The following is a 20323-nucleotide window of genomic DNA, read 5'->3' on the forward strand; positions in this document are numbered from 1 at the left end:
CAGGCGATCCCGTAAGCGGGCGTCATCTTCGAGGTCGGGCCCGCCTGGGGCGCCGCCCCGGCTATCCGCGCTCGGCGATGAGCTGGAACTCGACCTGCCCGGTCGGCTCGACCGAGACGAAGCCGAGGCTCGGGGCATCCACTCCGTAGTCGGCGAAGACGATCGGGATCGCGCCAGCCAGCTCGGTTCGCGCGCCGTCGCTGCGCACCTCGACCGTCACCGAGACCGGCTGCGTGACGCCCGCGAGGGTGAGCTCGCCCGTCACCTCCTGCTCCACGGTCTCTCCCGACCCCGGCGCCTCTCCCAGCGGAATCGCCTCCGTCGTGCGGAAGGTCGCCGTGGGGTGCTCCGAGACGCGCATCGCCCGAGCCCGGAAGTACTCGTCGCGGCTGCCGTTGTCGGTCTCGATGGAAGCCACGTCGACGGTGAACTCGGCGCTCTCGAGGGTGAGCCCCTCGCCGATCGCGATGGCCCCCTCGACCCGGTCGGTGCGGCCGGTCACGGTGACGTCGGTGCCGTTCAGCACCTCGTCGACCCGGTAGCCGGCCTCCGATCCCGAGACGATCGCCCAGTCGCCGATGAGGTCGGCGGCAGCGAGGGGAGCCGCGGGCTCGAGGCTCTCCCCCTCGTCGATCTCGAGCGAGGGGGCCTCGGCTGCGGGCGCGGCGATGAAATCGCGGTACAGGCCCGGCCCCGCGAGAGCTCCGGCCACCCCGATGACGACGAGGCCGCCGGCGACGCCGATCAGGATCTTCTGCTTCTTCTGCATGGCTGCTCTCCGCGAGGGGGTGCGTCACCGGACGGTGGACGCGACTCCAGGTTCCCAGCGGAGCTCATGAACGCGCTGGAAGGAAGCGGGGAGTTCGCTGCGGAATGCGCCGCCTCGGCACCGCCCTCCGCGCGGCCCCGGTTGCGGCGCCGGATCTCCCGCGGCGGGCGGCCGCCCAGGTACGACGCGGAGGGATCCACCGTGAAGCCCTGACCCAGCACCTCGCGCCCCACCAGCATGCGGAAGACCATCTCCTCGCGCGATGCGAGCGTCATCTCGGCCTGGCGCCGGTGCCCCAGCAGCTCGATGTCCATGAGCACGACGAGGCGATCCTGCGCGTGCCCCGAGGAGCTGCGCACGGTGCGCCGGTCGTGCAGCGGCAGCTCCACGGTCACCGCGTCGTCCTCGCTGCGCTGCCACGGGTGCACGCGGAACCGCACCCACGTCTCGCCCTCGCGCGAGAACTCCTCGACGGCCGAGGCGTGGAGCGCCGAGGTCTGCGCTCCCGTATCGATCTTGGCCTTGATCCAGGACACGCCGATATCCGGCAGGCTCACCCATTCACGCCAGCCCGTGGTGGTGCTTGAATAGTGTGGTTCCGACACGTACCCCATCTTGGCAGGTCATCACGGTGAAACTCGCGATCCTCTCGCGCGCTCCGCAGGCGTACTCCACTCAGCGGCTGCTGGCGGCGGCCCTCGAACGCGGGCACCGGGCGAAGGTGCTCAACACGCTCCGCTTCGCGATCGACCTCTCGAGCGAGGAGCCGGATCTGCAGTACCGGGGCAAGCAGCTGAGCGACTACGACGCGATCCTGCCGCGGATCGGCAACTCGATCACCTACTTCGGCACGGCGGTGGTGCGGCAGTTCGAGCAGATGGACGTCTACACGCCCAACACGGCGAACGGCATCTCGAACGCCCGCGACAAGCTGCGCGCCATCCAGATCCTCTCGCGGCACAACATCGACATGCCGGCGACGGCGTTCGTGCGCAACCGGGCCGACGTGCGCCCGGCGATCGAGAGCGTGGGCGGCGCACCGGTCGTCATCAAGCTGCTGGAGGGGACGCAGGGGATCGGCGTGATCCTCGCACCCCAGGTGAAGGTCGCCGAGGCCATCATCGAGACCCTGCACTCGACCCGGCAGAACGTGCTGATCCAGCGCTTCGTCTCGGAGAGCCGCGGGCGCGACGTGCGGGCGCTCGTGGTCGGCGACCGCGTGGTCGCCGCGATGCGGCGCGTGGCGAGCGGCGACGAGTTCCGCTCCAACGTGCATCGCGGCGGCACGGTCGAAGCGGTGAAGCTCGACCCCGCCTACGAGCAGGCCGCCGTGCGGGCCGCGCAGATCATGGGGCTGCGGGTCGCGGGCGTCGACATGCTCGAGGGCGACGAGGGGCCGCTGGTCATGGAGGTGAACTCCTCGCCCGGGCTGCAGGGCATCGAGTCGGCCACGGGCCTCGACGTCGCGGGCGCGATCATCGACTACATCGCCGACCGCGTGGGCTTCCCCGAGATCGACGTGCGGCAACGGCTGAGCGTGTCGACGGGGTACGGCGTGGCCGAGCTGGCGATGCACGCGGGCACCGAGCAGATCGGCAAGACCCTGGGCGAGCTCGGGCTCTGGGATCGCGACATCACGGTGCTGACGCTGCACCGCGGAGTCTCGGTCATCCCGAACCCCCGCAAGCACGTGGTCGTCGAGGCCGAGGACCGCCTGCTCTGCTTCGGCAGGCTCGACGAGATGCGGTCGATGATCCCGGAGCGCCGGCGGCGGCGGGCCCGCGTGCGCAAACTCCCGCCGGAGGCGCAGGACCTCTGAGGACGCGAAGCGTTCGAAGACGTCCTGCGGTGCCGCCCACGGCGGCAGCCCGCGGAGCGCAGCGAGGGGTGGCAGGACCTCTGAGGACGCGAAGCGTTCGAAGACGTCCTGCGGTGCCGCCCACGGCGGCAGCCCGCGGAGTGCAGCGAGGGGTGGCAGGACCTCTGAGGACGCGTGCTTGAATGGGCGGTATGACTACTGGCACCGGTGAGCGGGGAGCGGCGGCCCCCGACGATCCTCGCGAGGCGCGGCGCTACACGGAATTCGAGACCTCGCAGCATCGCTCGGCGGGGGCCGGCGACGGGTGGGACGTGACCGACGTCGCCACCGGCCCGGCGGCCGTCACGCCCGGGCCGGCGCCCGCTGCGGCGGGACCGGAGCCCCACGCGGCGCCGCGAGAGCCGCAGGAGTTCCGGATCGACCTCGAGCGGATCCGCTTCTCCCCGTACTTCGCGCGGCTGTCGGCCGTCACGCAGGTGGTGCCGCAGAGCGGGGTCGGTCCCGTGATGCACAACCGCCTCACCCACTCGCTGAAGGTGAGCGCGGTGGCCCGCGTCATCGCGGCGAACCTCGCCGGGCATCGGGCGCAGCACGAGGCGTTCCGGCGCGGCGAGGCCGAGCGCGACGACGCCACCGGTGCGCTGATCGCGAGGCTCGGCGGGTGCGACACGATCGTCGCCCAGGCCGCGGCGCACGCCCACGACCTTGGCCACCCGCCCTTCGGGCACCTCGGCGAGCGGGTGCTCGACCGGGTCGCCCGAGAGCGGCTCGGCCTGGCGGAGGGCTTCGAGGGGAACGCCCAGACCTTCCGGATCCTGACCTCGCTCGACACCCTGGGCCGAGACTTCCCGGGCCTGAATGTCACCGCGGCCGTGCGCGCATCGGTGCTCAAGTACCCCTGGACCCGCGTCGAGTGGGTCGGCCTCGACCTCGACGAGCGCTCGGCCGCGGATCGCCCGCGCGGTGTCGGCACCGACGCCGCGGCCGGGGCGGAGAAGTTCTCGAGCTACGGCCTCGACGCCGCCGAGATGGAGGCGTCGCTCGCGGCCTTCCCCGCGATCGCGCGGGGCGTGCAGACGATCGAGTGCGCGGTGATGGACCTGGCCGACGACATCGCCTACGCGATCCACGACCTCGACGACTTCACCCGCGCCGGGGTGCTCCAGCAGGCCGTGGTGTCGGGCGAGCTGCGCTGCTGGCTGAGCGACGCCGCAGCCTTCGAGGAGGCGGAGCAGGGCGAGCTCGAGGCCGACTGGCGCCGGCCCGGTGTCTCGCTGGAGCTGCTCTGGCGCCGGCTCATCACCAAGGACGCCTGGATCGCCGACCGGGACGCCTTCCGCGAGGCGGTGATCCGGGTGAGCGCCGAGCTCGGCGACGGGCTGCTCAGCACGCCCTACGACGGCGGCATCGACAGCGAGCGCGCCGTCTCCGGCTTCACGCGTCGCTGGATCGAGCACCTGCGCACCTCGATCGTCGTCGAGGAGCACCCGCACGTGCGCAGCGGCCACGTGCATCTGAACCGGCGCGCGTGGCACGAGGTCGCGGTGCTGAAGTTCGTGCACGCCCGGTTCGTGCTGGAGCGACCGGAGCTCGCCCAGTCGCAGCGCGGCATGGCGCGCGTCGTCGAGGGGCTGGCGCTCGGCTTCGACGCCTGGCTCGCCGACGACTCCGATTCGGGACGCGCTCCGCGCAGGTTGCTGGAGTGGGTCGAGGAGGCGACGGAGGCGACCTTCGCCCTGCGCGAGGAGCGGCCCGAACTGCTCGCGGGCGATGCGAGCGATGCCGCGCTCCGCCGCCAGGGCCGGGCGCGGGCCGTGCTCGACTACGTGTCGTCGTTCACGGACCAGCAGGCGATCACGACCTACGAGTCTCTGACCTCGGGGCGCGCGTGAGGGGGCTCGCCATCGGAGACGGCGGGTCCGTCCGGGTGCTGATCGTCGGGCGCGGCCGCATGGGCGGGGCGCTCGCCGCCGCGCTGACGCGGGCCGGGGCGGAGGTGACGCTCGCCGCGGGGCGCGAGGGGGCAGCGATCCCGGCGTCCGCGGCGGATGTCGTGCTGCTCGCCGTGCCCGACGCGGCGATCGCCGAGACGGCCGCGCGCGTCGGCGCGGGGCCGCTCGTGGGCCACCTCTCGGGGGCGACCGGCCTCCGCTCGCTCGCACCGCACGAGGCGTTCGGCCTGCATCCGCTGCTCACCGTGACGGGGCCCGAGGCGCGTTTCGACGGCGCCTCGGCCGCCATCGCGGGATCGACGCCGCGCGCGTTGCGCGTCGCACGGGACCTCGCCGCAGCGCTCGGCCTGCGCGCCTTCGAGGTCGCCGAGGAGGACCGGGCGGCGTATCACGCGGCGGCATCCGTCGCCTCGAACTTCCTCGTGGTCGTGGAGGGGCTCGCCGAGGAGCTCGCGGGCACGGCGGGGGTGAGCCGCGACGCTCTCGCTCCGCTCGTGCGGGCCGCCGTCGAGAACTGGGTGCGATCCGGCGCCTCCGCCGCGCTCACGGGACCGGTGGCGCGCGGCGACGAGGCCACCGTCGAGCGGCAGCGGGCCGCCGTGGCCGAGCGGCTTCCCGATAGGCTTCCCCTGTTCGACGCTCTCGTGGCGGCCACGCGCGAACTCGCGGCGAGGAGCGCGGGCGGAGCGCGGAGCGACCCCGGGCAGGACCGCCGGGCGGGCCGGGACGTCGGGTCGACGCCCCGGGGCACGAGCAGTCGGGCAGACCGGACCGGACGAGACGGAGCACCAGCATGAGGACCGTTCGCACCATACGCGAGCTGAGGGAGGCGCTGCGGCCGGCGCGGGCCGGGACGATCGGCTTCGTGCCGACCATGGGGGCGCTGCACGAGGGGCACCTGTCGCTCGTGCGCGCGGCTCGTCGGGCGAACGACACGGTCGTGCTCTCGATCTTCGTGAATCCGACGCAGTTCACCGAGGCCGCGGACCTCGAGGCCTATCCCCGGGACCAGGCGCGGGATCTGAGGCTGGCGGAGGAGGCCGGCGTCGACGTGGTCTTCGCCCCCGACGCCGAGGAGATGTACCCTGCCGGATTCGCCACCGTGGTGAGCGTCGGCGGCTCGATCACCGAGACCCTCGAGGCCGAGGGGCGGGGGCGCGGCCACTTCGACGGCATGGCGACCGTCGTCGCCAAGCTGCTGCTCGCGGTGCTGCCCGACAAGGCCTACTTCGGGGCGAAGGACGCGCAGCAGGCCGTCGTGGTGCGCCGCCTCGTCGCCGACCTGAACATCCCCGTGGCGATCGACGTCTGCGAGACCTCCCGGGAGGCCGACGGCCTCGCGCGATCGAGCCGCAACGTGCGCCTCGGCCCCGACGAGCGGCGGCGGGCCGCCGCGATCCCGCAGGCCCTGCGCCTCGTCGAGCGGCTGGCGCGCGAGGGCGAGACGAGGCCCGCGGAACTGCGCACCGCCGCCTCCCGGATCCTGCGCGAGAACGGGATCGAGGAGGAGTACCTCGCGTTCGTCGACCCGGATACGCTGGAGAGGGTGCCCGCCGTCGATCGCCCGACGCTCGTCGCCGTCGCCGCGAGAGTCGGCGGAGTCCGCCTGATCGACAACGTCCGACTCGCCCAGGGAGAAGCAGACCGATGACAGCGCTCACGATCCCCCGCCTCGCCGAGATGAAGGCCCAGCGCGAGCCCATCGTGATGGTGACCGCCTACGACTACCCCTCCGCGAGAGCCGCGGAGCGGGCCGGGGTGGACATGATCCTGGTGGGCGATTCGGGTGCCCAGGTCGTGCTGGGGCAGGAATCGACGGTCGCGGTGACCACCGACGAGATGCTCGTGCTCGCCCGCGCGGTGCGCCGCGGCGCCGCCTCCCCGCTCGTCGTGTGCGACGTGCCCTTCGGCTCCACGGAGCTCTCCGACGAGCAGGCCGTCGCGACGGCGATGCGCTTCGTGAAGGAGGCCGGCGCGGACGCGGTGAAGCTCGAGGGCGGCGGCCCCGAGCGGCTGAGCCGCATCCGAGCGATCACGGCCGCGGGCATCCCCGTCGTCGGGCATATCGGGCTCACGCCGCAGACGGCGACCGCGCTCGGCGGCCTCCGAGCGCAGGGCCGGACCTCGTCGACGGCGACGCGCGTCGCCCGCGAGGCGCTGGCCGTCGAGGCGGCCGGGGCGATCGCCCTCGTCGTCGAGGCGGTGCCCACGCCGGTGGTCGACGCGTTCCTCCCCGAGCTCGCGATCCCGGTCATCGGGATCGGGGCGGGCCCCGCCGACGGCCAAGTGCTCGTGCTGCACGACCTGCTCGGCATCACGGAGGGGAGGACCGCCAAGTTCGTGAAGCGCTTCGCGAGCGTCGGCGTCGAGACCGTCGCGGGCATCGCCGCCTACGCCGCGGAGGTGCGCAGCGGAGCGTTCCCGGCCGACGAGCACCAGTACGGCGCGAGCGACGAGGCGGTCGAGGCCGCCCGGGCGGCGCTGCCCGGCCGCGACTGACGGCGCAGCGCGGGTCAGCGCACGCGGAGGGCGCCCGCCCGGATCGAGGCCTCGAACCCCGTCGTCTCGCCGATCTGCTCGCCATCGATCTCGAAGGCGAGGGGCACCGGGAGCGATACACTCACGCTGCGGGCCCTGAGATGCGTCGTCGAGTCGGTGCTCTCGGCCACCTTGGCCTTGGAGATGAGGCGCTTCAGCCCGTTGTCCCACATCATGTTGCGCATGGTCTCGAGCCAGGCGCCGACGCCGTCGGCCCGCAGCACCAGGAGGTCCAGTTCGCCGTCGGAGGGGTTCGCATCGGGCAGCAGCGTGATCCCGCCCTGGATGGTGCCGCAGTTCGCGACGAGCAGGGTGTGCGCCTCCTCCTCGCGGGCCTCCGCGTCGTCGAGCGCGAGTGAGAACCTCACGCGCTGCGTGCCGGACGCGGCCCGTCCGAGCGATTCGACGTAGGCGAGCCAGCCGGCCCGGTCCTTGAGCCCCGCGTCCGTCTCCGCGATCATCTGGGCGTCGATGCCGAAGCCGACCATCACGACGAAGGCGTGGTGCTGCTCCTCCCCGTCGGCGAGCGTCACCCGGACCTCGCCCAGATCGAGCGGGATGCCCTCGTCGGCCATCGCCCGCGCGAACGCCGCCTGCGGGTCGCCGAGGGGCACGCCGAGGTTGCGGGCCAGCAGGTTGCCGGTGCCGAGCGGGACGATGCCGAGGTCGGCGGTGCCGTCGGCCCGCCCGAGGCGCTCGGCCACGGCCCGAACGGTCCCGTCGCCGCCCACGGCGACGACCACGCCGCATCCCGCGTCGAGCGCCCGCTGCGCGGCCTCCTGGCCGGGATCCTCGAGCGTGGTCTCGAACCAGAGCAGCTCGGGTTCGCCGTTCGCATCGGCCGCGATCCCCGCGGCCTCCGCGAGGGCCTCCTCGAAGGCGGCCGACAGCTTGCCCCGCTCGGCCTTCGACGGATTCCAGACGATCCCGATCTTCTCGCTCATGTAGACCCCTTCGAGTTCGCTCCAGGCGCGCGGAGGTCGCGCCACCCTCAGCTTGCCGCTTCGCGTCACGCCGGTCAATGAGAAGCAGCGTCGGCTTGTGTGTCAGATTTTATTAACATATCAGAGATGTTATATATAGCAAACATTTGGTGAATGTGCTATTTTTTGAACATCGATGAGATGGTCGTTTTGTTTGACAGTGTGTTGAGAAGGTGATGGCGTGAAGGTTCTGAAGCCGGCAGACGTTTCCCGCCTGATCAAGACCGAGCGACTCAGCCGCGGGCTCACGCAGCAGGAGGTGGCCGGAGCTGTGGGGATCACCCGGCAGTCACTGGCGCGTATCGAGAAGGGGCACGGAGGTGCGTCGCTGGACACCTTCTTGCGTATCTTCTCCGCGCTCGGGATTACGCTCAGTGCCACCTCCGGGGAGCAGGAGGAAAACAGGGCGCAGAACCGCACCCTCCCTCTGGGCGGCGGAGCAGCGTTGAGCAGCCTGCTGGGGTCGAAGACCGGAAGCCCCTATGCAGATATCTTCAAACGAGCAGGCGGGACCGCTAGCGCCTCTGCCCTCAAGCAACTCCCGGGGGCAGGAACCGATTCCGTATTGAACGCCTTGAAACCGCTATCGAACACGTCGTTTCTCGGTTCGCTTGGATCGGACAGTGCTCGCTCTCCGATCGGCGCTGGGCTCGCCACGAGGATTCCAAGCATGCGGCTCCCTCGCCTCTCGTACCGGGAGCTGCTCGGAATCCCTGTCCACGAACAGGGAACGGAAGACGAACCCGAATCTCCTGGCGACGAGATCTCCCCGACCGGTGCTGACGATGACGCTGACCCCCGGATGACGAGAGGACCCGAGAATGACTCGGACGCTTGATGTCTATCTGTACGGTGAGCGCATCGCGACCATTGATCGACTCAGAAGCGATCTGCGACTGCGGTACACCCGCGAGCATATTGCAGGCGACGACAGCGTACCGATCTCGGTGCAGTTTCCGGTCACCCCTGAGCTGTTTATCGGCAGAGGCGTCAGGTGGTTCCTCGAGAATCTGTTGCCCGATCGTCCCGATGTGAAGGAAGCCTGGGCTGTTGAGGCCGGGTTGGACAGCACTGATGCGTTCGATCTGCTCGCTGTGTACGGTGCCGATGTGGCCGGGGCGCTGGAGTTCTATCCGCAGGGGCGGGATCCACGAGATCTCTCCGTCCATAGGCCGATCCACGAGGAAGACATCGCAGCACGGATTCGGAGTATCCGCGCGGACGACTCCCGGTGGACGGAGGGCATCGGTAAGAACGCTCCGTTCTCGCTCGGCGGTGCGCAGGGGAAGTTTGCGCTCGCCCGCCGCGACGGCCAGTGGTGCGAGCCGACCGGGACGGCTCCTTCGACGCACATCATCAAGCCCGGGGTGAAGAACTTCGAGGGTTCGGATGTGACTGAGCACATCACGATGGAGACTGCCCGTCGTTTGGGTATTCCGGTGGCTCGTACTCACATCGAGCTCTTCGCGGGCGAGCATGCTCTGGTTGTCGAGCGGTTCGATCGTATCGAGGTCGACGGTCGGCTCATCCGCATTCATCAAGAGGATCTGGCGCAAGCGACGGCTACACCGACGATCAAGAAGTATGAAAGCACAGGCGGCCCCGGGTACCGGAGAATATTCGATCTGTTCGACCGTTACCTCGATCCGGGGGCCGCCTCTGACGCGAAACTGAGATTTGCGGAGAGCCTCGTCTTCTCGTGGATTATCGGCCATGCGGATGGCCACTCGAAGAATTACTCGCTCACTCTTCTGCCAGAGGGATCTTTTCTATCGCCACTCTACGATCTGAACTGCAACCCGGTATTCGAGCCGGAAGCGACGTGCCGGGCGAAAGACTATCGGGCGTTCGATTCGTTGGAACTCGCGTTTTCAGTGGGCGGCAAGCGCGCACTGGGCGAGTTCGACCGCAGCTCACTCAGAATTCTCGAGCGTGACGCCGGCCTGCAGGACGGCTATCTCGCCACGTACGCGTTCGCACTCGCAGCGCGGTTGGTGCCGACTGTGAACGAAATCATCGATGAGCTGCCGGAGAAGCTACGGCTGCTGACAGCGGTGAAGAACTTCCCGTTCGTTGCATACTCGCAGTTGAATCGTGTGGCCGATGTCCTGGACGCTCCAATGGAACCCTGAGCGTTTGAGGTTGTAGGGGTGGAGGGGCGCCGGGGACACTATCGGTTCACCTCGAACTCGCGCCGTCGATCCCAGGGGAGCGCCCAGCCCAGCTGGTCGAAGAGGGTCGAGAGCACGATGCCGGTGAATCCCCAGACGGTGCTGCCCCCGAAGTGGGGCCCCAGGCGGAATGCGGCGCCGCGATGGGGGACGGGTCCGCCCAGCAGCACGGAGGTGCCCCGGGCGTCGGGATCGAGCAGCTCGGCGACGGGAACGCGGAACACCTCGACCGATTCGGTGCGGTCGGCGGCCACCCTGCTCGGCAGACCCCACCACCCGACCACGGGGGTGACCAGGTTGCCGCTGACGGGGATGTGCACGTCGGGAAGCGACCCGAGCACCTCCACGCCGGAGGGGTCGAGACCCGTCTCCTCGGCGGCCTCCCGCAGCGCGGTCGCAGGGGCGTCGGCGTCGCCCGGCTCGACCCCGCCGCCGGGGAAGGCGATCTGGCCGGCGTGGTGCCGCATCCCCTCGGCCCGCCGGGTGAGCAGCACGTCGAGCTCAGGCGGCACCGTGCGCACGGTCTCGACGGCCGGCACGCGGTCGAGCGCCCCGAAGAGGATCAGCACGGCCGAACGGCGCAGCGGGAGACCCGGATCCTCACCCTGCGGCTCGAACGGCAGCGCCGGGTCCGAGCCCAGCAGCTCGACGAGCTGCCGCCGGGCGAGGAGCGCCCCCGAGGCCAACGCCTATCCCTCTGCGAGCAGGTCCGAGATGCCCTCGGGGACGCGCTGCGACCGCGACCAGGGCTCGCGGTCGCGCCGCGCGACGCGCTTCACCTGCTGGGTCTCCTCGGCGCGGACCCGTGTGAGCACCGCGATGGCGGCCGCGCGCTCCTCGTCGCTCACCTCGCGGGTCACGAAGCGGATGTCCTCGCCGCGCACGGCGTCGTCCGCATCGCCGAGCTCCTCGCGCTTGGCGGCGTCGCGCGCCGCGGCGTCGGGGGGCAGGAGATCCTCGTCGGCCCGCGCCGCGGGGCCGGGGGCCCCGGCCGCTCCGCCCGCCGCGCCGTCCTCGTCGGCGCGGTGACGGCCGCGCCGGGGTGCGTCCTGTGTCTCGCTCATCGCGCCCTCGTGCCTCCTTCCCGCCTACAGCGGGATGTTGCCGTGCTTCTTGGCGGGCTGCTCGGTGCGCTTGCCCCGCAGCCCGCGCAGCGACTTGATCACGGCGAGGCGGGTGCCGGCCGGCTCGAGCACGTTGTCCAGCTCGCCGCGCTCGGCAGCGAGGAACGGGCTCGTCACGTCGGCGCTGTACTTCGCGGTGAGCTCGGCGCGGAGCGCCTCGACGTCGCGCCCCTCGGCCTCAGCCGCGGCGAGCTCCTTGCGGTACAGGATGTTCACGGCGCCGGCGCCGCCCATCACCGCGATCTCCGCCGTCGGCCAGGCGATGTTGAAGTCGGCGCCCATCTGCTTCGATCCCATCACGATGTACGCGCCGCCGTAGGCCTTGCGCGTGATGATCGTGACGAGGGGGACGGTCGCCTCGGCGTAGGCGTAGAGCAGCTTCGCGCCGCGACGGATCACGCCCTGGAACTCCTGATCCGTGCCGGGGAGGTAGCCGGGCACGTCGACGAGCGTGAGGATCGGGATCGAGAAGGAGTCGCAGAACCGCACGAAGCGGGCGGCCTTCTCGCTCGCGTCGATGTTCAGGGTGCCGGCCATCTGGTTCGGCTGGTTCGCGACGATGCCGACGGTGCGGCCCTCGACGCGGCCGAAGCCGATGAGCATGTTCGGCGCGAACAGCGGCTGCACCTCGAGGAACTCGCCCGAGTCGAGGATCCCCTCGATGACGACCTTCATGTCGTACGGCTGGTTCGGGCTGTCGGGGATGAGCGAGTTCAGCCTGCGGTCGGCATCGGTGATCTCGAGCGCGGTGTCGCTGTCGTAGACGGGCAGCTCGGCCAGGTTGTTGTCGGGCAGGTAGCTGATCAGGGCGCGGGCGTAGTCGAGCGCGTCGTGCTCGTCGCTCGCGAGGTAGTGCGAGACGCCGCTCGTCTGGTTGTGGGTGAGGGCGCCGCCGAGCTCCTCGAAGCCGACCTCCTCGCCCGTGACCGTCTTGATGACGTCGGGGCCCGTGACGAACATGTGGCTCGTCTTGTCGACCATGATCACGAAGTCCGTGAGCGCGGGGGAGTACACCGCGCCGCCGGCCGAGGGGCCCATGACGATCGAGATCTGCGGGATCACGCCCGAGCACATGGTGTTCAGGCGGAAGATCTTCGCGTAGTTGGAGAGGGCGACGACGCCCTCCTGGATCCTGGCGCCGCCCGAGTCGAGGATGCCGAGCAGCGGGGCACCGGTCTTCAGCGCGAACTCCATCGCCTTGACGATCTTCTCGCCGGCGACCTCGCCGAGCGAGCCGCCGAATGTGGTGAAGTCCTGCGAGAACACGACGACCTGGCGCCCGTGGATGGTGCCCGCGCCCGTGACGACGGAGTCGCCGAAGGGCCGGTTGTGCTCCATGCCGAAGCCGTGGGTGCGGTGCTTGACGTACTTGTCGAACTCGACGAAGGATCCCGGGTCGAGCAGCTCGGAGATGCGCTCGCGGGCCGTCAGCTTGCCGCGGGGGTGCTGCTTGGCGGCTGCGGCGGCATCGCGGTCGCCGACGGCCTCCTGGTACTTGCGTCGGTGGTCGGCGATGCGGCCCGCGGTGGAGGCGAGCGACTCGGCGGCCGATGCCTCGGCGGGGGCGCTGGCGGTGGCGTTCTCTGCAGTCACGAATGTCAGCCTAGCGCGAGGAGGGTGCGCTCCGCGTAGGAACACCTCCAACGGATGCCGGGATCATTGTGCGGACCCCTACGAACGGCGACGCGCCCCGCCGGGGCTCCGCCGGGGCGCTGCGCTAGCCTCGAGGGATGGAACTGCCCCGCACGCGCGAGCTGATGCCCCTGGTCCTGTGGCGCGAGAGCTCGCCGTCGACGAACGTCGAGCTTCGAGAGCTCGCATCCGACGACCCCGGCCTGCCGCACGGCACGGTGCTCGCCACCGCGGACCAGACGGCGGGCCGTGGGCGGGCGGGCCGGGGATGGGCCATGCCGGCCGACACGGCGCTCGCCGCGTCGGTGCTGGTGCGGGGCTTCGAGCGGAGCGGCCTCGGGCCGGGGTGGCTGCCGCTGCTCACCGGCTCCGCGATGACCGCTGCGCTGCAGCCGTGCTTCGGCGAGGGCATGCGGGTGGGCGTGAAGTGGCCGAACGACGTGCACGTGCGCGACGAGGAGGACGCGATCGCCGGGCGTCCCGGTCTGAAGCTCGTCGGGATCCTGTGCGAGATGCTGCCGGACGGCGCGATCATCGTGGGCACCGGCGTCAACCTGCTGCTGCGCGAGGAGGAGCTGCCGACCGAGCGCGCCACCTCGCTGCTCGCCGCGGGCGCCGACGTCGGCGGTGCGGAATCGCTCGCCGATCCCGCGGGGCGCGACCTCGCCGACCGCGTGCTGTCCGCCTACGCCCGTGAGCTGCTGCGACTGATCGAGCTGGCGGCGGCGGAGCCGGAGGCCGCCCGCTCCTCGGTGCTCCGCCACTCCCTGACGCTCGGCGCCGAGGTGCGCGTCCACCTGCCCGGCGGCGAGGTCGTGGACGGCCGCGCGCGGGCCCTCGCCGAGGACGGATCGCTCGCGGTCGACCGCGTCACCGGCGGAACGCTCACGGTCTCCGCCGGGGACGTCGAGCACCTGCGCTGAACGTCGCTCGTCCCGCTCCGCGAAGGGGGAGCGCGGCGGTGCCGCGGCCGGGGACGGACTTCGTGCCACCGGCGGCGGCGGAGCGGAGTAGTGTTGCGGGTGCGCTCGACGCGCCTCTGCCCGCACTAGCCAAGGATGACGCCGATGTCCGATACCCGATCCCCGCTCCCTCCCGCGACGGAGATGACCGCGCAGGTCACCGAGGGCCGCTTCAAACGCGTGCTCGGCACCCCGTCTCTGGTGCTGTTCGGTCTCGTCTACATGGTGCCCCTCACCGTGTTCACCACCTACGGCATCGTCACCTCGCTCACCGGCGGCCGCCTGGTCGACTCCTACCTCATCACCCTCGTGGTGATGCTGTTCACCGCACGGTCGTACGCCCGCATGTCGACGGCGATGCCCTACGCGGGTTCGGCCTACGTCTACACGCAGCAGAGCCTCGGCGGCGCGACCGGCTTCCTCGTCGGGTGGGTGCTGCTGCTCGACTACCTGTTCCTGCCGATGATCAACTACCTCGTCGTCGGCCTGTACATGAACGAGTACTTCCCGGCGATCCCGAACTGGGTGTGGATCCTCGTGAGCATCGCGATCGTGACGGTGCTCAACATCGTCGGCATCGTCTCCGTCGCGCGGACGAACTTCGTCATCATCGCGGTGCAGGCCGTGTTCGTCGTGCTGTTCGTCGGGTTCGGCATCTCGACGGCCACGGGCAACGACGTCGACCTGCTCGCCCCGTTCGTCGGCGACGGCAGCGAGGCCGCGGGGCAGACCGGCGTGCTCTTCAACGGCGCGGCGATCCTGGCGCTCTCCTTCCTCGGATTCGACTCGGTGTCGACGCTCGCGGAGGAGGCGAAGGACGCCCGGCGCACCGTGCCGCGGGCCATCATGAGCGTGACGCTCGGCGCCGGTCTGATTTTCATCCTGCTGGCCTACGTCTCGCAGCTGGTGTTCCCGTCGAACGAGTTCGACAACGTCGACACCGCCAGCACGCAGGTGATCGCAGCCGCCGGCGATTGGCTGGCCGTGCTGTTCGTCGCGGGCTACTCCGCGGGCGCGCTCGGCTCGGCCCTCACCTCGCAGGCCTCGGTCTCGCGCATCCTGTTCGCGATGGGTCGCGACGGCGTGCTGCCGCGGCCCGTCTTCGGCCGCCTCAGCAAGCGGTTCGGCACCCCGGTCACGGCGATCTCGATCGTCTCGGTCGTGTCGCTGCTCGCCATCGTGATCGACCTCGCGACGCTGTCGAACATGATCAGCTTCGGCGCGCTCTTCGCCTTCTCCTTCGTGAACCTGTCGGTGCTCGTGCACTTCTACATCCGCAAGGGTGAGCGCAGCGGCTGGGCGTGGCTGAACAACCTGGTGCTGCCGGTCGTCGGCGTCGGGCTCACGATCTGGCTCTGGACGAGCCTCTCGCCGCAGACCTTCGTGCTCGGCCTGTCCTGGCTCGGCGTCGGCGTCGTCCTCCTGCTCATCATCACCCGCTTCTTCACCCGGCCGACGCCGACGCTCGACCTCGAGGAGTGACGGGCGCCGGAGCCGGGCCGCCGCGACGCGCGGGGAGGCCGCGCACCCCGGTCCTCTCCCGCGCGACGATCATCGAGACCGGTCTGCGCCTCCTCGACGAGCGGGGCTCGGAGCGGACGGGGATGCGCGACATCGCACGTGAGCTCGGGGTCCGGCCGTCGGCGCTCTACAACCACGTGTCGGGGCGCGGCGACCTGCTCGCCGGGGTCCGCGAGCTCATGGGCGAGCGCATGGACACCTCCGCCTTCGGGAGCCGGCCCTGGGACGAGGCGCTCGCCGTGTGGGCCCGGTCGTACCGGGAGACCTTCGCCGCGCACCCGCCGACGATCGCGGTGCTCGGCGCGACGCCGCTCGCCCCCGACTCGCGGACGTCCGCCGCGTACGACCTCGTGCTGCGCGCGCTCGAGGAGGCCGGCTGGCCCCCGGCCCGCGCCCTCGCCCTGATCGTCGCGCTGGAGTCGTTCCTGCTGGGCTCCGCCCTCGACGCCGCGGCCGACGACACCATGATGGATCCCGGGCCGCGCGCGGACGTGCCGACGTTCTCGCGCGCCTACGCGGAGCACCGCGAAGCGGCGCGGGCGGCGGGGATCCGGCCGGCCGACGCGGCCTTCGAGGCCGGACTCGCCGCGATGCTCGCCGGGTTCCGCGCCGAGCTCCGGGCGCTGGTCGCCGACTAGCGGAAGATGATCGTGCGGTCGCCGTCGGCGAGGATGCGGTTCTCCGCGAACCACGCGACGGCGCGGCGCAGGGTGCGGGCCTCCTCGTCCTGCCCCAGCTGCACCAGCTCCGCCGGCGAGTAGGAGTGGTCGACGCGGGTGACGTCCTGCTCGATGATCGGCCCCTCGTCGAGGTCGGTCGTGACGAAGTGGGCGGTGGCGCCGATGAGCTTCACTCCGCGGGCGTGCGCCTGCTTGTAGGGGTTCGCCCCCTTGAAGCCGGGCAGGAAGGAGTGGTGGATGTTGATGGCCTTGCCGGCGAGCGCCTCGCAGAGTCCCGGGGAGAGGATCTGCATGTAGCGGGCGAGCACGACCAGCTCGATGTCGAGCTCCTCCACCGCCTCGAGCACCCGCGCCTCGAAGGCGGCCTTGTCCTCGGGCCCGGCGATCGCGCGGTGCTCGAACGGGACCCCGTAGAACTCGGCGATGTCGCGTACCGTCTCGTGGTTCGAGAGGATCAGCGGCACCTCGATCGGCAGCTGACCGCTGCGGCGCCGGTAGAGCAGGTCGTTCACGCAGTGCGTCGCGGTCGAGGCGAGGAGCAGCGTGCGCACCGGCCGGCCGACCGCGTCGAGGCGCCAGGTCATGTGGTAGCGCTCGGTGACGGGGGCGAGGGCGTCGGCGAAGCGCGCGTCGAACGTCTCGGGCTGCGCGACGGCCTCGACCTGCAGCCGCATGAAGAAGCGGCCCGTGTCGCTCGAGGCGAACTGCTGGCTCTCGGCGATGTTGCCGCCCGCGGCGACGACCGCGCCGCTGACGGCGTGCACGATGCCGGGGCCGTCGATGCAGCTCAGGGTGAGGACCCACTGGGCGTTGGAGGTGCTGGATGCGTTCGTGCTCACGATCCACCAGGGTACTGGATCGCCCGGTACTCAGGCGATTGGTAGCCTGTGATCAGGTTCGTGAGCGCATCGCCGCGAGAACGGGCCCATCGCTCGACCCAAGAAGATCAACCCGTCACGACTTCCTCGCACCGTCGCGGGGAACGGATGAGAGGAAAGACCCGAATGAGTCCCGTGGTTCTCATGTTCATCGGCCTCGCGATCTTCGCGCTCGGCTACTTCGTCTACTCGAAGTACCTCGCGAAACGCGTGTACCGGCTCAACGACGATTTCGAGACGCCCGCGCACGAGCTGAACGACGGCGTCGACTACGTGCCCACCAACAAGTTCATCCTCTGGGGGCACCACTTCACCTCGGTGGCCGGGGCGGCCCCGATCGTCGGCCCCGCCATCGCCGTCATCTGGGGCTGGCTCCCAGCCCTCCTCTGGGTGACCATCGGCACCGTGTTCTTCGCCGGCATGCACGACTTCGGGGCGCTGTGGGCCTCGGCGCGCAACAAGGGGCGCTCGATCGGCGCGCTCTCCGGCCGCTACATCGGCAAGCGCGGCGCGAACCTGTTCCTCATCGTGATCTTCCTCCTGCTGCTGATGGTGATCGCCGCGTTCGCGGTGGTCATCAAGAACCTGCTCATCAGCACGCCGACCTCGGTGATCCCCACGTGGGGCGCCATCGTCGTGGCGCTGCTCGTGGGCGTGGCGGTGTACCGCCTCCGCTGGCCGCTGATCCCCGTCACGATCGTCGGCGTGACCGCGCTCTACGCGCTGATCGTGCTCGGCGACCGGGTGCCCGTCGTGCTGCCCGAGTCGTTCCTCGGCATGAGCCCCGCCACCTTCTGGATCGTGACGCTCTTCGTCTACGGCGCGATCGCCTCGCTGCTGCCCGTCTGGGTGCTGCTGCAGCCGCGCGACTACATCAACGGCGTGCAGCTGTTCGTCGGCCTCGCGCTGCTCTACGGCGCGGTGCTGATCGGTGCCCTCTTCACGGAGGCGAAGCACAACATCGTCGCTCCGATGATCAACGACGCCGTGCCCGCGGGCACGCCGAGCATCGTCCCGCTGCTGTTCGTCACCATCGCGTGCGGCGCGATCTCCGGCTTCCACGGCATGGTCTCCTCCGGCACCAGCTCGAAGCAGCTGGACAAGGAGACCGACGCCCGCTTCGTCGGCTACTTCGGCGCGGTGGGCGAGGGGCTGCTCTCGCTGGGCACCATCCTCGCGGTCATCGCCGGCTTCCGCACCGTCGCCGAGTGGGAAGAGGTCTACAGCGCCTTCGGTGCCGGCGGAGTGGACGCCTTCGTGCAGGGCGGCGGCATGCTGATGCAGGACGGCATCGGGCTCCCGGCCTCGCTCAGCGCCACCGTGCTCGCGACGATGGCGGTGCTGTTCGCCGCGACGACGATGGACACCGGCATGCGCCTGCTGCGCTTCGTCGTGCAGGAGATCGGCGACGCCGTGAACGTGCGGATCACGAAGGTGCCGGCGACGATCGTCGTCGTGGCGGTGGGGCTCGGCCTCACCTTCTCGCAGGGGCTCGGGGGCGACGGCGGCCTGCGCATCTGGCCGCTGTTCGGCACCACCAACCAGCTGCTGGCCTCGCTCACCCTTTCGATCATCGCGGTGATGCTGATCCGCAAGCGCCGCACCCCCTGGCCGGCGCTGATCCCGCTCGCCTTCGTCTTCGTGATGTCGTTCTGGGCGGCGATCGACCAGCTCTCCTCCTTCGCCAACCCGGAGAGCCCCGACTGGCTGCTGTTCGTGATCGACGTCGTCATCATCGTGGTGAGCGTCTGGGTCGTGATCGAGGCCATGATCGCGATGCGGCGCGCGGCGACCGAGCCGCCCGAGGCGGAGGACGCCGACGTGAGGCTCGAAGCCGTACGCGAAGAGGTGTAGGCGGCGGTGAGCGCTGATCGGAACGCGGCCCGGCGGCGGGGAGCCCCGCTCTCGCAGCGCTGGGCCGCGTTCCGCGACGGGCTGCAGGAGTTCTACGCCGGCCCGTACCGGCGCACCTTCGCCCGCGAGGGCCGCGACGAGGACGACTTCTTCACGTTGATCGTGCTGGGGGAGGCTCTCGGGGTGCCGGATCCGGCCGCCTACTACACCGTGGAGCTGCTGCCGGCGCTCTACGACGACTTCCACGACTGGCATCGCCGCATGGGCATGCCCCGATCCCCTCTGGACCACCTCGCATGCTGCTAGACGTTCTGCGCTCCCGGCGCGTGCTGTTCGTGGGCGGCAAGGGCGGTGTCGGCAAGACCTCGATCTCGTCGGCCATCGCCCTCGCCCGGGCGCGCGAGGGCGCCCGCGTGCTCGTGGTCTCGACCGACCCCGCCCACAACCTGGGGCACCTCTGGGGAGCCGAGGTCGGCGACGAGCCGGTGCGCCTGGCGACGGCGGCGCACGGGTACGTCGACGGGATCGAGATCGACCCGCGAGCGACGGTCGACCGGCACCTCGCGGCCGTGCACGACGCGATGCGCAGGATCCTGCCCGAGCGCATGCATCCGCACGCCAAGCGGCATCTCGAGCTCGCGCGCGAGGCTCCGGGCAGTCACGAGGCGGCCGTGCTCGAGCGGGTCGCCGACACGGTGGAGCTCGCGCGCGAGCACTACGACCTGCTGGTGTTCGACACCGCCCCCTCCGGGCACACGCTGCGGCTCATGGCGCTTCCCCGGCAGCTCGGCGACTGGACGGAGACGCTGCTCGCCAATCGCGACCGCTCCGAGCGCTTCTCCTCCGCGATGCGCGGGCTCGCCAGCGGCCGCGACAGCGACCCGGAGCGCAGCGGAGACGCCCTCATCAGGCAGGCGCTGCTGCGCCGACGCGGCCGCTTCGAGCTGCTGCAGCGCACGGTCGCCGACCCGCTGGCGACCGGGTTCGTGATCGTCAGCGTGGCCGAACCGATGCCCGTGGCCGAGACCCTCGAGCTCTCGGAGTCGCTGCGCCGGATCGGCGTCGACATCGCCGCGCTCGTCGTCAACCGGCGCTCGCCGCAGGACGCGGGGGAGCTGCTGGCCGCGCGCAGACGGCTCGAGGATCGCGGCCTCCGCGCGCTCGAGGACCGGTTGCCCGGCGTGCCGCTCGCCGAGGTGCCGCTGCTCGGGGGCGATCCCCGCGGGGAGGCCGCCGTGGCCGCGCTCGCGGACGCGCTGCCCTGACGGGCCGCCGGGCGAGCGGGGGAGGATCGAGAGATGACCCTCGGGCGGCGGAGCTATAGAATGGTCAGCGTCGTGACTGGCGTTCAGATGGTCACCATCGGGGAACGACAACATTCAGAGATGGCCGCTCGCCTGGGCCGCAGGATCCTCACCATCCGCGCGTGCGCGGTGAAAC

20 protein-coding genes and 1 riboswitch are annotated in these 20323 nt (G+C 70.9%); of the genes, 13 read left to right on the forward strand and 7 right to left on the reverse strand.

Going from position 1 to position 20323, the window contains the following annotated elements:
* Positions 1 to 61 precede the first annotated feature (61 nt).
* Positions 62 to 769, reverse strand: coding sequence for a YceI family protein (locus JD276_RS12700; RefSeq protein WP_200116029.1), 708 nt, complete (start codon positions 767 to 769; stop codon positions 62 to 64).
* Positions 745 to 1374: an ATP-dependent zinc protease family protein gene (locus JD276_RS12705; RefSeq protein ID WP_307866568.1), complete on the reverse strand. Its 630-nt coding sequence runs from the start codon at positions 1372 to 1374 to the stop codon at positions 745 to 747. Before JD276_RS12705 ends, JD276_RS12700 begins: the two co-directional genes overlap by 25 nt.
* A 26-nt stretch (positions 1375 to 1400) precedes the next feature.
* Here JD276_RS12705 and JD276_RS12710 point away from each other — a divergent pair, with 26 nt between their 5' ends.
* The 5 genes from JD276_RS12710 (at position 1401) to panB (ending at position 7039) form a co-directional block, all read left to right on the forward strand.
* Positions 1401 to 2588 (forward strand): RimK family alpha-L-glutamate ligase, encoded by a 1188-nt coding sequence (locus tag JD276_RS12710; RefSeq protein WP_200116031.1) that lies wholly within the window; start codon positions 1401 to 1403, stop codon positions 2586 to 2588.
* A 191-nt stretch (positions 2589 to 2779) separates the two neighbouring features.
* Entirely contained in the window at positions 2780 to 4480 is a 1701-nt protein-coding gene (locus JD276_RS12715) for a deoxyguanosinetriphosphate triphosphohydrolase family protein (RefSeq protein ID WP_200116032.1), read from the forward strand.
* Positions 4477 to 5337 carry a DUF2520 domain-containing protein gene (locus JD276_RS12720; RefSeq protein WP_307866569.1) on the forward strand — a complete coding sequence of 287 codons (861 nt, stop codon included), beginning with the start codon at positions 4477 to 4479 and terminating at the stop codon, positions 5335 to 5337. The genes JD276_RS12715 and JD276_RS12720 overlap by 4 nt, the downstream gene beginning before the upstream one ends.
* The gene (panC, locus tag JD276_RS12725; protein ID WP_200116033.1) at positions 5334 to 6191 is read left to right on the forward strand and encodes a pantoate--beta-alanine ligase; all 858 of its coding nucleotides are present in this window, start codon (positions 5334 to 5336) and stop codon (positions 6189 to 6191) included. The genes JD276_RS12720 and panC overlap by 4 nt, the downstream gene beginning before the upstream one ends.
* Positions 6188 to 7039: a 3-methyl-2-oxobutanoate hydroxymethyltransferase gene (gene panB / locus JD276_RS12730; protein ID WP_200116034.1), complete on the forward strand. Its 852-nt coding sequence runs from the start codon at positions 6188 to 6190 to the stop codon at positions 7037 to 7039. Before panC ends, panB begins: the two co-directional genes overlap by 4 nt.
* 14 nt (positions 7040 to 7053) lie before the next feature.
* Here the strand turns inward: panB and JD276_RS12735 are convergent, their stop codons facing one another.
* Positions 7054 to 8022 (reverse strand): diacylglycerol/lipid kinase family protein, encoded by a 969-nt coding sequence (locus tag JD276_RS12735; protein WP_200116035.1) that lies wholly within the window; start codon positions 8020 to 8022, stop codon positions 7054 to 7056.
* A 220-nt stretch (positions 8023 to 8242) separates the two neighbouring features.
* Here JD276_RS12735 and JD276_RS12740 point away from each other — a divergent pair, with 220 nt between their 5' ends.
* Both JD276_RS12740 and JD276_RS12745 read left to right on the forward strand, forming a co-directional pair.
* Positions 8243 to 8899 carry a helix-turn-helix transcriptional regulator gene (locus JD276_RS12740; protein ID WP_307866570.1) on the forward strand — a complete coding sequence of 219 codons (657 nt, stop codon included), beginning with the start codon at positions 8243 to 8245 and terminating at the stop codon, positions 8897 to 8899.
* Positions 8883 to 10193, forward strand: a complete 1311-nt coding sequence (locus tag JD276_RS12745) for a HipA domain-containing protein (RefSeq protein WP_200116036.1) — start codon at positions 8883 to 8885, stop codon at positions 10191 to 10193. The genes JD276_RS12740 and JD276_RS12745 overlap by 17 nt, the downstream gene beginning before the upstream one ends.
* A gap of 38 nt (positions 10194 to 10231) precedes the next feature.
* Here JD276_RS12745 and JD276_RS12750 read toward each other — a convergent pair whose 3' ends face one another.
* From JD276_RS12750 to JD276_RS12760, 3 genes are read right to left on the reverse strand one after another with little or no spacing between them, the layout of a single operon-like run.
* A complete protein-coding gene (locus JD276_RS12750) occupies positions 10232 to 10918 on the reverse strand; it encodes an NUDIX hydrolase (RefSeq protein WP_200116037.1) in 687 nt (228 codons plus the stop codon).
* A gap of 3 nt (positions 10919 to 10921) precedes the next feature.
* Positions 10922 to 11296: a hypothetical protein gene (locus JD276_RS12755; RefSeq protein WP_233615687.1), complete on the reverse strand. Its 375-nt coding sequence runs from the start codon at positions 11294 to 11296 to the stop codon at positions 10922 to 10924.
* Between the two features lie 24 nt (positions 11297 to 11320).
* A complete protein-coding gene (locus JD276_RS12760) occupies positions 11321 to 12949 on the reverse strand; it encodes an acyl-CoA carboxylase subunit beta (protein ID WP_200116038.1) in 1629 nt (542 codons plus the stop codon).
* A gap of 137 nt (positions 12950 to 13086) precedes the next feature.
* On the opposite strand from JD276_RS12760, the gene JD276_RS12765 reads away from it, so the two are divergent.
* The 3 genes from JD276_RS12765 to JD276_RS12775 all read left to right on the forward strand — a co-directional run bounded on the left by JD276_RS12765 (position 13087) and on the right by JD276_RS12775 (position 16109).
* Entirely contained in the window at positions 13087 to 13911 is an 825-nt protein-coding gene (locus JD276_RS12765; protein WP_200116039.1) for a biotin--[acetyl-CoA-carboxylase] ligase, read from the forward strand.
* 144 nt (positions 13912 to 14055) lie between these two features.
* The gene (locus JD276_RS12770; RefSeq protein WP_233615688.1) at positions 14056 to 15432 is read left to right on the forward strand and encodes an APC family permease; all 1377 of its coding nucleotides are present in this window, start codon (positions 14056 to 14058) and stop codon (positions 15430 to 15432) included.
* Positions 15429 to 16109 carry a TetR/AcrR family transcriptional regulator gene (locus JD276_RS12775; protein WP_200116040.1) on the forward strand — a complete coding sequence of 227 codons (681 nt, stop codon included), beginning with the start codon at positions 15429 to 15431 and terminating at the stop codon, positions 16107 to 16109. The genes JD276_RS12770 and JD276_RS12775 overlap by 4 nt, the downstream gene beginning before the upstream one ends.
* Here the strand turns inward: JD276_RS12775 and purU are convergent.
* A complete protein-coding gene (purU, locus tag JD276_RS12780) occupies positions 16106 to 16990 on the reverse strand; it encodes a formyltetrahydrofolate deformylase (RefSeq protein WP_200116041.1) in 885 nt (294 codons plus the stop codon). The genes JD276_RS12775 and purU overlap by 4 nt on opposite strands.
* A 165-nt stretch (positions 16991 to 17155) precedes the next feature.
* On the opposite strand from purU, the gene JD276_RS12785 reads away from it, so the two are divergent.
* From JD276_RS12785 to JD276_RS12795, 3 genes are read left to right on the forward strand one after another with little or no spacing between them, the layout of a single operon-like run.
* Positions 17156 to 18883 carry a carbon starvation CstA family protein gene (locus JD276_RS12785; protein WP_200116042.1) on the forward strand — a complete coding sequence of 576 codons (1728 nt, stop codon included), beginning with the start codon at positions 17156 to 17158 and terminating at the stop codon, positions 18881 to 18883.
* 6 nt (positions 18884 to 18889) lie between these two features.
* On the forward strand, positions 18890 to 19189 hold the full coding sequence (locus tag JD276_RS12790) for a cory-CC-star protein (protein ID WP_372432871.1): 300 nt from the start codon (positions 18890 to 18892) through the stop codon (positions 19187 to 19189).
* Complete coding sequence (locus tag JD276_RS12795) at positions 19180 to 20148, forward strand: ArsA family ATPase (protein WP_200116043.1); 969 nt, start codon at positions 19180 to 19182, stop codon at positions 20146 to 20148. The genes JD276_RS12790 and JD276_RS12795 overlap by 10 nt, the downstream gene beginning before the upstream one ends.
* 62 nt (positions 20149 to 20210) lie before the next feature.
* A riboswitch (ZMP/ZTP riboswitch) is annotated at positions 20211 to 20293 on the forward strand.
* The last annotated feature ends 30 nt before the right edge of the window (positions 20294 to 20323 follow it).

Source organism: Leucobacter chromiisoli (assembly GCF_016522505.1).
Lineage (GTDB): Bacteria > Actinomycetota > Actinomycetes > Actinomycetales > Microbacteriaceae > Leucobacter > Leucobacter chromiisoli.

Bases quoted from the DNA above. Each gene is read 5' to 3' on its own strand.
- panC (WP_200116033.1), top strand. From the start codon at position 5,334: ATGAGGACCGTTCGCACCATACGCGAGCTGAGGGAGGCGCTGCGGCCG.
- JD276_RS12745 (WP_200116036.1), top strand. From the start codon at position 8,883: ATGACTCGGACGCTTGATGTCTATCTGTACGGTGAGCGCATCGCGACC.
- panB (WP_200116034.1), top strand. From the start codon at position 6,188: ATGACAGCGCTCACGATCCCCCGCCTCGCCGAGATGAAGGCCCAGCGC.
- JD276_RS12700 (WP_200116029.1), bottom strand. From the start codon at position 769: ATGCAGAAGAAGCAGAAGATCCTGATCGGCGTCGCCGGCGGCCTCGTC.
- JD276_RS12765 (WP_200116039.1), top strand. From the start codon at position 13,087: ATGGAACTGCCCCGCACGCGCGAGCTGATGCCCCTGGTCCTGTGGCGC.
- JD276_RS12755 (WP_233615687.1), bottom strand. From the start codon at position 11,296: ATGAGCGAGACACAGGACGCACCCCGGCGCGGCCGTCACCGCGCCGAC.
- JD276_RS12785 (WP_200116042.1), top strand. From the start codon at position 17,156: ATGAGTCCCGTGGTTCTCATGTTCATCGGCCTCGCGATCTTCGCGCTC.
- JD276_RS12735 (WP_200116035.1), bottom strand. From the start codon at position 8,022: ATGAGCGAGAAGATCGGGATCGTCTGGAATCCGTCGAAGGCCGAGCGG.
- JD276_RS12795 (WP_200116043.1), top strand. From the start codon at position 19,180: ATGCTGCTAGACGTTCTGCGCTCCCGGCGCGTGCTGTTCGTGGGCGGC.
- JD276_RS12770 (WP_233615688.1), top strand. From the start codon at position 14,056: ATGTCCGATACCCGATCCCCGCTCCCTCCCGCGACGGAGATGACCGCG.
- JD276_RS12715 (WP_200116032.1), top strand. From the start codon at position 2,780: ATGACTACTGGCACCGGTGAGCGGGGAGCGGCGGCCCCCGACGATCCT.